Annotated in this window: 6 protein-coding genes; 1 reads left to right on the top strand and 5 read right to left on the bottom strand. The window is 70.3% G+C overall.

The genetic code is table 11. The annotated features are described in order from the left end of the window. Positions 1-334: 334 nt before the first annotated feature. The 3 genes from FPZ41_RS14405 to FPZ41_RS14395 all read right to left on the bottom strand — a co-directional run bounded on the left by FPZ41_RS14405 (position 335) and on the right by FPZ41_RS14395 (position 4350). A complete protein-coding gene (locus FPZ41_RS14405; RefSeq protein ID WP_322620221.1) occupies positions 335-1087 on the bottom strand; it encodes a GntR family transcriptional regulator in 753 nt (250 codons plus the stop codon). 147 nt (positions 1088-1234) lie between these two features. Further along, positions 1235-2536, bottom strand: coding sequence for a DUF4190 domain-containing protein (locus tag FPZ41_RS14400; RefSeq protein ID WP_407698782.1), 1302 nt, complete (start codon positions 2534-2536; stop codon positions 1235-1237). Positions 2537-2781: 245 nt separating this feature from the next. Further along, positions 2782-4350, bottom strand: a complete 1569-nt coding sequence (locus FPZ41_RS14395) for a S8 family peptidase (protein WP_152862634.1) — start codon at positions 4348-4350, stop codon at positions 2782-2784. Positions 4351-4662: 312 nt separating this feature from the next. Between FPZ41_RS14395 and FPZ41_RS14390 the strand changes: the two genes are divergently transcribed. After that, on the top strand, positions 4663-5769 hold the full coding sequence (locus tag FPZ41_RS14390) for a threonine synthase (protein WP_152862632.1): 1107 nt from the start codon (positions 4663-4665) through the stop codon (positions 5767-5769). A gap of 83 nt (positions 5770-5852) precedes the next feature. On the opposite strand, the gene FPZ41_RS14385 is transcribed toward FPZ41_RS14390, so the two are convergent. Next, entirely contained in the window at positions 5853-6683 is an 831-nt protein-coding gene (locus tag FPZ41_RS14385) for an SDR family NAD(P)-dependent oxidoreductase (protein ID WP_152862630.1), read from the bottom strand. A 1077-nt stretch (positions 6684-7760) separates the two neighbouring features. Then, positions 7761-9332, bottom strand: a complete 1572-nt coding sequence (locus FPZ41_RS14380) for a protein kinase domain-containing protein (RefSeq protein ID WP_152862629.1) — start codon at positions 9330-9332, stop codon at positions 7761-7763. Positions 9333-9397: the final 65 nt, after the last annotated feature.

Genomic DNA, 9397 nt, shown 5'->3' with positions numbered 1-9397 from the left:
GACAGGGAGTGTGCGGGCGGGCTGGAATGCGCGGTCGGGCTGGAATGCGCAGGGCGGGGCTGGGTTTTTGCCGGCCGGGGCCGGGGGTTTGCCAGCCAGGGCCGGGGGTTTGCCAGCCAGGGCCGGGATCTTCCGGCCGGGCGCTGGGGCCCTCCGGCTGGGGATTTCCAGCCGAAGCCAGGCACCCCCAGCCCGTCCGGCGTTTGAGGACGAGGCCGTTCAGGCCGACAAGCAGGGGTCTGGGGGCGGCAGCCCCCAGGGAAGGCACGGGAATGGGTAGGGGCGGCGGGGGCGAGGAGAACCCTGGTCCAGCCACCCGCCCCACCCCGTGCGCCTACTTCACCGGCAAGTGATAAGCCACCCGGTAGCGATCCGCCGGCACCACCACATCCGCCGTCTCCACCGGTCGCCCGGACGCGAAGTACGTGCGCTGGATGACGAGGACGACATGCCCGGGGACACCACCGAGGGCGAGGAGCTCCTCGGCGAGGCCGGGCCGCGCACCGACCTCCTCCGTGACGTTGTCGACGATCACATCAATGGCCGCCATGCGCTCGACGACGCCCATCCCGCCGAGCGGCCCTTCCTCGGGCAGCATCACGGGTGTACGACCGGTCACGGCGAGCGGCTCCCACGACGTGGAGAGCATCATCGGCTCCCCCGCGTCCCGGAACACGTACTTCGTGCACATCACACGGTCCCCGGGCTGAATGCACAGCCGCTCGGCCACCGCACCACTCGCCTCGACCTGCTCGCTCTTCGACTCCCACGTCCCGCGCGCGGCGGCGTCGGCCTGCTCCTGCCGGAAAGGCGTGGCCCCGCTGGAGGGCCGGAACCCGGAACGGGCGACCCGCCGGGGCACAGGCCTCTCCCGCACATACGTCCCCGACCCGGAGCGGCCCTCGACGAGCCCCTCGGCCATCAGCACCTTGCGGGCCTCCAGCGCCACCGTGTCCGAAACGCCGTACTCCTCGCGGATACGGGCCTGCGAGGGGAGCCGGGTGTGGGGCGGAAGCGAACCGTCGGCGATCTTCCTGCGGAGATCACCCGCGACGCGCAAGTACGCCGGCTGCTCACCGAAAGTCACTGGCCGCTCCCATCAGGTTGTACAGACAGCTACAGCCTGGCAACCCTGGGTTCAGCCATGCAAGCAAAGGCCTGAGAATCACTCGATGTGATGACAAGGGTCACTGGAGGGCTTTACGCAGGCACTTTCTCCCCACCACACCCGCCTTCACACCTCCTTGGCGTTGTCGCTCCCTCCGCCGCCGTCCCCGCCGCTCTCCTCACCGTACGAAGGCGGGGTCGCGGCCAGGCCCAGAGCCTTGCGGGCCGTGACCGCCGTGGCGCCGTCGACAAGTTCGTAGGCCTTGTCATAGTGCTCGTAGAACACGTCGGCGTCGGCGGCCCTCGCCGCCTTCTCCCACTCCTCACGCGCCCGCTCCAGGGCGTCCGCGTGGTCGGTCACCGGCCGCTCGATGTCGCCGGACCACCCGTAGTTGCGCAGTATCGTCGCCTGCTCGTCCAGCCCCTCGGCGACCCGGGTGGCCCACTCCTTGTGGCCCGGCAGATCGTCCTCGACGTACTCGGCGGCGGGCGCGGTATCGAGGGCGTCGGTGTACAGCACCTCGGCCAGGAGATAGGTGAGCTGGTCGCCCGTCAGCACCGAGTCGTCCTTGCGCAGCGACCCCGTCAGCCCCGTGTTCTCGTCCGTGCTCCCGAACATGCACGTCACCACGCGGTCGCCCGCACTCCAGCTCTCCCGGGTCGGGGTGAAGTAGTAGACATCGACGTACTCCGGGAGGGCCCAGGAGTCCATCGCGTACGCGTCGGCGAAGTCGTAGCACTTCTCGTCGGCGGTCTCGGTCAGCTCGTCGTCGCCGGGGTAATCGCCCCCCGGTATCTCGAAGTTGGCGAACACCTCCGCGTCGTGCTCACCGTCGCACGGCACCGTGTCGACGTCGTACGCGTAGCCCTCCAGTGAGCCGTTCGGCGCGTCGAAGCACTCGCCCTTCTCCACCGAGAAGGTGCTGCCGTTCTCGCGGGCCGCCTCCTCGAAGCCCTCCCAGAAGTCGCGCGCACCGCCCGTGGCGAGGGCGACGGTCATCAACAAGGCACCGATCGTCGAGAGGACGATCCCCGAGACGGCCATACCCTTGCCGCGCTCCCCCCTCTTGTTGATCTGCACGAGCCCGACGATCCCGAGCATCAGTCCGACGAGCGGCAGGAAACAGAGGAGGCCGAGCACTAGCGCGGCGATCGCGAAGCCGTTCACGGGCGCGGGGTGGTTGTACGGGGAGTACCCCTGTCCCCAGGGCTGGTAGGGGTGGCCGTACGGCTGCCCGGAACCGGCCGCGTACGGCTGTCCCGGATCCGCGTACGGCTGCCCCATGCCCGCATACGGCTGCCCCGGACCCGGCGGCGGTGGGTACTGCCCCGGAGACCCCTGAGGCGGCGGGGTCTGCCCCTGGGGCGGCGGGTACGGGCCCTGGGGCTCCTGGGGCTGCTGCGGCCCAGGGGGCGGGGGTATCGCCACGGCTACCGTGCCTCTCGTCCGGGATTCGGGGAACTGACGTACGACTTGGCGCATGGTAAGCGGCGGTGGACGTGGCACGGGAGCTGCCCACCCCCTGGGGCACGGCTCGTCCTCGCGGCGGGCCGGGGCACGACCCGGAGCCCATCCACGAGGACGAGGGTTACATCTGAGGGTTCACACCCGAGGCGGTTGCACCTGGGGTGGTTGCACCCGAGGCGGTTATAGCGGTTATACCTGAGCGGACGTCAGAACTGCAGCGCCCAGGAGTCGATCCGCCCGACATCCCGCGCCGCGTGGTCACTCACCCGGAGCTTCCACACGCCGTCGGCCGTCTCGGAAGAGGCGTCCACCGTGTAGGTGGTGTGGATGTTGCGCGCACTGCCGCCGGAGCCGTACCTCTTCAGGGTGTACGCCGTGCCGTCGGGGGCGACCAGTTGCACCCGAAGGTCGCCGACATACGTGTGAACAATGCTCACAGGCACACGTAGCGACGACGGTGCCTTCCCGGATACACCGCTCACAGTGATCGGCGACTCGACCGACGCGTTGTCGGAGATCGCGAAGTCCACGGTGCTCTCGAAGCGCCGGGCGGACGGCGCTGTCGTCCCGCCCCGGCCCACGTTGAGGAGGCGGTTGGGCGAACCTGTGCCGGGGCTGGTGACGACGCCGGTGGTCGCGGAGTTGACGAGGGCCGTCTGGACGGCGGCGGGCGTGGCGGAGCGGTGGTCCGCCAGATAGAGCGCGGCGGCTCCGGCGACGTGCGGGGTCGCCATCGACGTGCCCGAGAGGGTGTTCGTCGCCGTGTCGCTCGTGCGCCAGAGCGAGGTGATGAGGGAGCCCGGGGCGAACAGGTCAAGCACCGTACCGTAGTTGGAGTAACCGGCCCGGGCGTCGGAGCTGGTGGTGGCGCCGACGGTGATGGCCTCGGTGACTCGGGCGGGCGAAGTGGTGGACGCGTTGGTCGCGGCGTTGCCGGCGGCGACCGCGTAGGTGACGCCGGAGGCGATGGAGTTGCGGACGGCCGCGTCGATCGCGGTGTCCGCGGGGCCGCCGAGGCTCATATTGGCGACGGCCGGCTTGACGGCGTTGCCGGTCACCCAGTCGATGCCCGCGACGACCTGCGCGGTCGTCCCCTCACCGGAGTTGTTCAGGACCCGGACACCGACGATCTTCGCCTTCTTGGCCACGCCGTAGGCCGTGCCGGCGACGGTTCCCGCGACGTGTGTGCCGTGACCGTGGCCGTCCTGGGCCGTGTTGTCGTTGTCTACGGCGTCGTAGCCGTTGAAGGCGCGGCCACCGAAGTCGCGGTGCGTGATGCGGACACCGGTGTCGATGACGTAGGCGGTGACGCCCTCTCCGGCGGTGTCGTCGTAGGTGTAGCTCCGGTCGAGCGGGAGCGCCGCCTGGTCGATGCGGTCCAGGCCCCAGGAAGGCGGGTTGGACTGGGTCGTGTCGATCGAGAACGTGCGGTTCTGGACGACGGAGTTGACGGCCGGGTCGGCGGCGAACCGCTTCGCTTTGGCCTCCGTGGCCTTGATCGCGTAGCCGTTGAGGGCCCGCGTGAAGGTGCGCTCGATGGTCGCGCCGTACGTCTTGGCGAGAGCCTTGCCCTGATCGGAACCGGCCTTCGCGAGGTCCTCCTTCAGGATCACGATGTAGCTGTCCTTGATGGCGCCCGACGCGCCCGCGTACTGGATCCGGCCTTCTGGTTCGGGGTCGGCGGCGCTCGCGGCAAGGGCCGGGAGGAGAGCGAGAACGAGTGCCGCCGTGGTCGCACCGGCCAGTCTTCGCCGGGTCTGACGCATCACTGCCATCTGAGGGACCTTCCTCAATCGGTGGTGCGGAACGGCCCGTGCACGCCTGACGCCCGCGCGCCGGAGAGCCAGGAGGGCATGGGCATGCCGATGCAGGATTCGCACGGGCCACTGTTGCATAAATATGGTCATACTTTGCGTATCCGGCGCCTCCCCTGTGAGCCAGGAGAAGGATTGACGGAACCTCAGGAACAGCTCCGGATCAGCTCGGCAATCGCTCGGAAACCGCTCGGGCCTGCGCGCGAACCCGACGCCCCTGCCCTGCCTCAGTCATGACTCTCCGTCACCGACCGGCACAACTACGCTGCGGTCATGACACCTCTGCCGGACTGTTACTGCCCTTCCGACGGCACGCGCGTCCCCACGGGCTCGCTCGCCTGGTGCTGCCCGGCCTGCCGCGGCCCGCTGGACCTGGACTTCGCTCCCACGCCCGTCCCGCTCAAGTCGCTGACCGGACGGGTGAACTCGCTCTGGCGGTACGCGGAGTGCCTGCCCCTGTCGGCCCCCTCGGTGTCCCTGGGCGAGGGCCGCACCCCGCTCGTGGAACTGGGGGACGGCGTCTCGGCCAAGCTGGACTTCCTGATGCCGACGCTGTCGTTCAAGGACCGGGGCGCGGTGCTGCTGGCCGAGCTGGCGCTGCGACTGCGGCCCCGCCAGGTGCTCGCCGACAGCAGCGGCAACGCGGGCACGGCGATCGCGGCGTACTGCGCACGGGCCGCGCTCCCCTGCACGGTGTACGTCCCCGCCGGTACGTCGGCCAAGAAGCTGGAGCAGATCCGGGCGCACGGCGCGCGACTGCACGTGGTGGACGGGGACCGCGAGGCGACCGCGCGGGCGGCCCGGGAGGCTGCGGACGAGGAGGGCGTCTTCTACGCGTCGCACGTCTTCAACCCGTACTTCCTGCACGGCACGAAGACGTACGTCCACGAACTGTGGGAGGACCTCGGCGGCCGCCTCCCCGACGTGATCGTGGTCCCCGTCGGCAACGGCACGCTGCTGCTCGGCGCCTCCCTCACGGTGACCGAGTTGCACACCGCGGGGCTGATCGACCGACGGCCCGCCCTGTACGCCGTCCAGTCGGCGGCGGTCGCCCCGCTGGCCCACGCCTGGACCGAGGGCGCCGACGACCTGGTCGGCCGCACCCCGATGACCCCCACCCTCGCCGAGGGCATCGCCATCCCGCACCCGCCGCGGGCCCGGCAGATCCTGCGGGCGGTCAAGGAGTCGGGGGGCGGATTCCTGACGGTGACGGAGGACCAGATCCGGCACGCACAACGGGACCTGGCGTCGCGGGGACTCTACGTCGAGTCCACGGGCGTGGCCTGCTGGGCTGCCGTACGGGAGGGCGCACTCGGGGACCGTACGGCCGTGGTGCCGTTGTGCGGGGCGGGGGTGAAATCGGGGTTGGCGGACGGCTGACCTCCCGCGCCCCGCTTCCCGCTTCCCGCTCCCGCTCCCGCTCCCGGCAGCCTTCAGGCCTCGGGCCTCGGCGGCCTCGGGCCTCAGTCGTCGAAGGCCGTCGCCCTGGTGCGCTGCTCCCAGGGGGCGATGTCGTCGCGCACCTGGCCGAGGTGGCCGAGGACCGCGCTCACGCCGTCGTCCCCGAGAGGCAGCCGGAGCGGAGTCCGCTCGTCCTCCAGCGCGGCCAGGATGAGGGCCGCCGCCTTCGCCGGGTCCCCCGGCTGGGTGCCGTCCCCTCCGGCGACGAACCCCCGCGTCTCCCCGACCTTGGCGTACACACCGCTGTCCGCGCTCACCCCGGCCCGAGCGGTGTCGAACAGGGCGGTGCGGAAGGCGCCCGGCTCGACGATCAGCACCTTGATACCGAAGTCGCGCACCTCGTCCGCCAGCGCCTCGGACATGCCCTCCAGGGCGAACTTCGTCCCGCTGTACGCGGAGAAGCCCGCGAAGGACATCTGCCCGCCCACGCTGCTCATCTGCACGATCGCGCCCGAGCGTCGTTGCCGCATGTACGGCAGCACGGCCCGCACCAGGGCGGCGGGCCCGAGAACGTGCAGGTCGAAGAGCGCGCGGAGCTCGGCGTCGGTGGTCTCCTCGAAGGCACCCACGTGCGTGCGTCCCGCGTTGTTGACCAGGACGTCGATCCGCCCGTGCCGGGCCACGACGTCCCGCACGGCCGCCTCGGCCGCCGCCGTGTCGGTGACGTCCAGGGACAGCGCCTCCACCCGGTCCGGGTGGGCGGCCACCAGGCCGGACAGTGCGTGGGTGCGCCGCGCCGCACCCACGACCACGTCACCGGCGGCGAGCGCCGCCTCGGTGATCGCCCGCCCGAACCCACTGCTCGCGCCCGTCACCAGCCACACCCTGTTCATGACCCCTCCTCGTTCATGACCGCTCCCTCGTCCGTCGGCTCTGGTCGGTGTCGAAAAAATTTACCTAAAACCTATTGACTCGGGACATCTGCCGTGGAGAGTGGTTACTAGGCCACAACACCGAAAGAGTCACAAAGTCGGCAAGGACGTCTAGTCGGCGGAGCGACTCGGACAGGATGTGGTTTAGGCCCCCGGCAAGCCGGCGCGATACCGAGGCGACAGTGACGACTGAAGCTTCAGGACACGTGCAGCACTACCGGGGACTGTTTTTTGCCCTCGGAGCCAATCAGGAACGGGGTCCGACCTCAAGGGGTCCGACCCTGTTCGTCGTGCGCCCGGCTTGGTCGCCTGCCCGGCCAGTGATCACGTGCCGGACCAGTGACGCGGCTACCGGGGGCCGCCGCCGAAACCACCCAGGCCAAGAACAACCGGTTCGCCGACCACCACTTACGCCTCCTGCTACCTGGCGTCGGGCGCTTCCCTCCCCGAGAGGCTTCCCAAGCCACCGCTGAGCGATTCTGCGCGTAACCCCGCGTGACCGGATTCCGCCGAGGTGCCGTCCCAGCCGGCATCCGGGCTGTCGCCGACGGCGTCGCCGTGATCGCGCCTGCGGCCGCCGGCCGCCTCCTGCACGAGTTCGCCCACCCCGCGCCGCCCCGCGCCGACGACCCCGCCGAGAGCCCCGCGATTCGGCGTCCTCACCTACCGCGAACGCGATATCCCGGGTCGCCATCGGCAAGGGCGCGCACAGGCGGAATTCACGCGATGCGCTGGACTTCGAACTGCCCGCCAGAGGGCACCCGTCGCTTTTCGCTCAACTGACGTACCCGCCGGGGCTTGCTCCCGGAATCTGATCGTGGGTACCCGCGAGGATATCGATGTCCGACGCTTCGAAAACCTTCAACGCGAGCAAACAGTACTGAGATCTCACCGTTCAGTACTCCAGTGGGCGTTCTGTCGTTGCCGGCTGCGCCGGGGTTCCACAGCACCTGGTGGTCGTGGGGGCCCGAACGGTTTCGCCGGCCGGCCACTGTGCTGGACGGCAGCACTCAGCCTGGTTCCGCTGAATGCCCGGGGTCAGTTCTCCGTTCCCGCGGCCCAGAGCACGGTGTCGCCGGACTTGATCAGAACGTTTCCGTCGGCCTGGAACACGAGGACCGCTCCTGGGTGACCATTGGTCCGCGAGGCCCACAGGGGCTGCCCGTCCCTGTTGTAGACGACCAGATTGCCGTCCGGCTGGAAGCGGGCCGAGTTGCCCTCGCCCTTGGTCATCGCAGCCCAGCGCGGCTTGCGATCCTGGTCGTAGATCACCAGGTTGCCGTCCTCCTGCATGACCAGAGTCCTGGCCCCGGCCTCCACGGACTCTCCTGTGGCCAGCTCGAACGTGGCCTGTATGACCTTGAGTGCCGCACCCGGCTCCTGCGGCTCCTGGGCCGGGGCAGACGGCGTCCCGCTCTCGGTCGCCGAGGGAGACGGCTTCCCGTTCGCGGTCGCCGAGGCGGCCGAGTCCGACGGCCGTCCCTGCGCGGACGGGGAGGACTCGGCCGAGGAACGCTGCGTACCGAAGTGGACGGCGGCCGCCACGGCCACCACGACCGCAACCGCGGCGATGGCCGTGGTCAACAGCCAGGCGGGCCGACGGCGTCGGCCGGGCTCAGCCGGGGCGGCGGGTACAGGGTCGGGACTCAACACCGTTGGTGACAATTCCCGACCGGCGGGGGCCGTGACGGCGTGGTGTTCGAGGTCGACCACGGTGCGCGCCGCATGCTCGGCCTCGGTCAGTCTGCCGGTGAGAGCCGCGGGGCATTCCTCGGGCCAGCGCCCGGTCCGGCCGCCGATCTCCGCCAGCCATCCGCTCAGCTGGGCCGCGGTCGGGCGCTCGGCGGGGTCCTTGGCCAGACACTCGGTGAGCAGTGGCACCAGCGACGGGGCGACGCCTGCGAGGTCGGGTTCCTCATGGACCACTCGGTACAGCAGCGTGGCCGCGGGGACCTCTTCCCCCGCGCGCGAGAAGGGGCCGCGCCCGGTTGCGGCGTAGACCAGCAGGGCGGCCAGCGAGAAGACGTCCGCGGGCGCCGCGGCGACACCGCCGACGGCCTGGTCCGGTGCGAGAAATCCGGGGGAGCCCACGGAGACACCGATGTGGGTGTGCCGGCTGTCGTCGGCGGCCCGTGCGACACCGAAGTCGATCAGCCGTGGACGGTCGCGTGCCAGCAGGACGTTCCCGGGCTTGAGGTCCCGGTGTGCGAGGCCGGCCTCGTGCACGGCCTGCATCGCGCCACACAGTTCGGCGGCGAGTGAGAGCACCGCGGTGTGCGGCAGCGGACCATGGGCCGTGACCCATTCGCCGAGCGACGGCGCGGGCACATACTCGGTGGCCAGCCACTGCGGGCGCTGGCCCGGGGCACTGTAGTCCACGACGGTCACGGTCCACGGCGAACGGACGCGGTCACTGTTGCGTATCTCGCGGGCGAACCGCTCCTCGAACCCCGGCTCGGAGGTGAGATCGTCGCGGATCGTCTTCAGCGCGAGCAGCCGACCCGAACCCGTACGGGACAAGAACACCTGCCCCATGCCGCCCGCACCGAGCCGGCCGAGCAACGGATAGCCGCCTATGGACGTCGGGTCCGAAGGCTGAAGGTTATTCATGACGACTGTTCCCCGGAAGTGTGCAGGAGCGCTCGAATTACGCGCTGGGCCTTTATTTGATACTG

This window comes from Streptomyces acidicola, from assembly GCF_009377235.1.
GTDB lineage: Bacteria > Actinomycetota > Actinomycetes > Streptomycetales > Streptomycetaceae > Streptomyces > Streptomyces acidicola.
The sequence above is the reverse complement of the archived record's forward strand: the minus strand, read 5'-3'. Positions and strand labels throughout refer to the sequence as shown.

Coding starts and splice junctions, on each gene's coding strand:
- FPZ41_RS14395 (WP_152862634.1), bottom strand. CDS start 4,350: ATGGCAGTGATGCGTCAGACCCGGCGAAGACTGGCCGGTGCGACCACG.
- FPZ41_RS14390 (WP_152862632.1), top strand. CDS start 4,663: ATGACACCTCTGCCGGACTGTTACTGCCCTTCCGACGGCACGCGCGTC.
- FPZ41_RS14380 (WP_152862629.1), bottom strand. CDS start 9,332: ATGAATAACCTTCAGCCTTCGGACCCGACGTCCATAGGCGGCTATCCG.
- FPZ41_RS14385 (WP_152862630.1), bottom strand. CDS start 6,683: ATGAACAGGGTGTGGCTGGTGACGGGCGCGAGCAGTGGGTTCGGGCGG.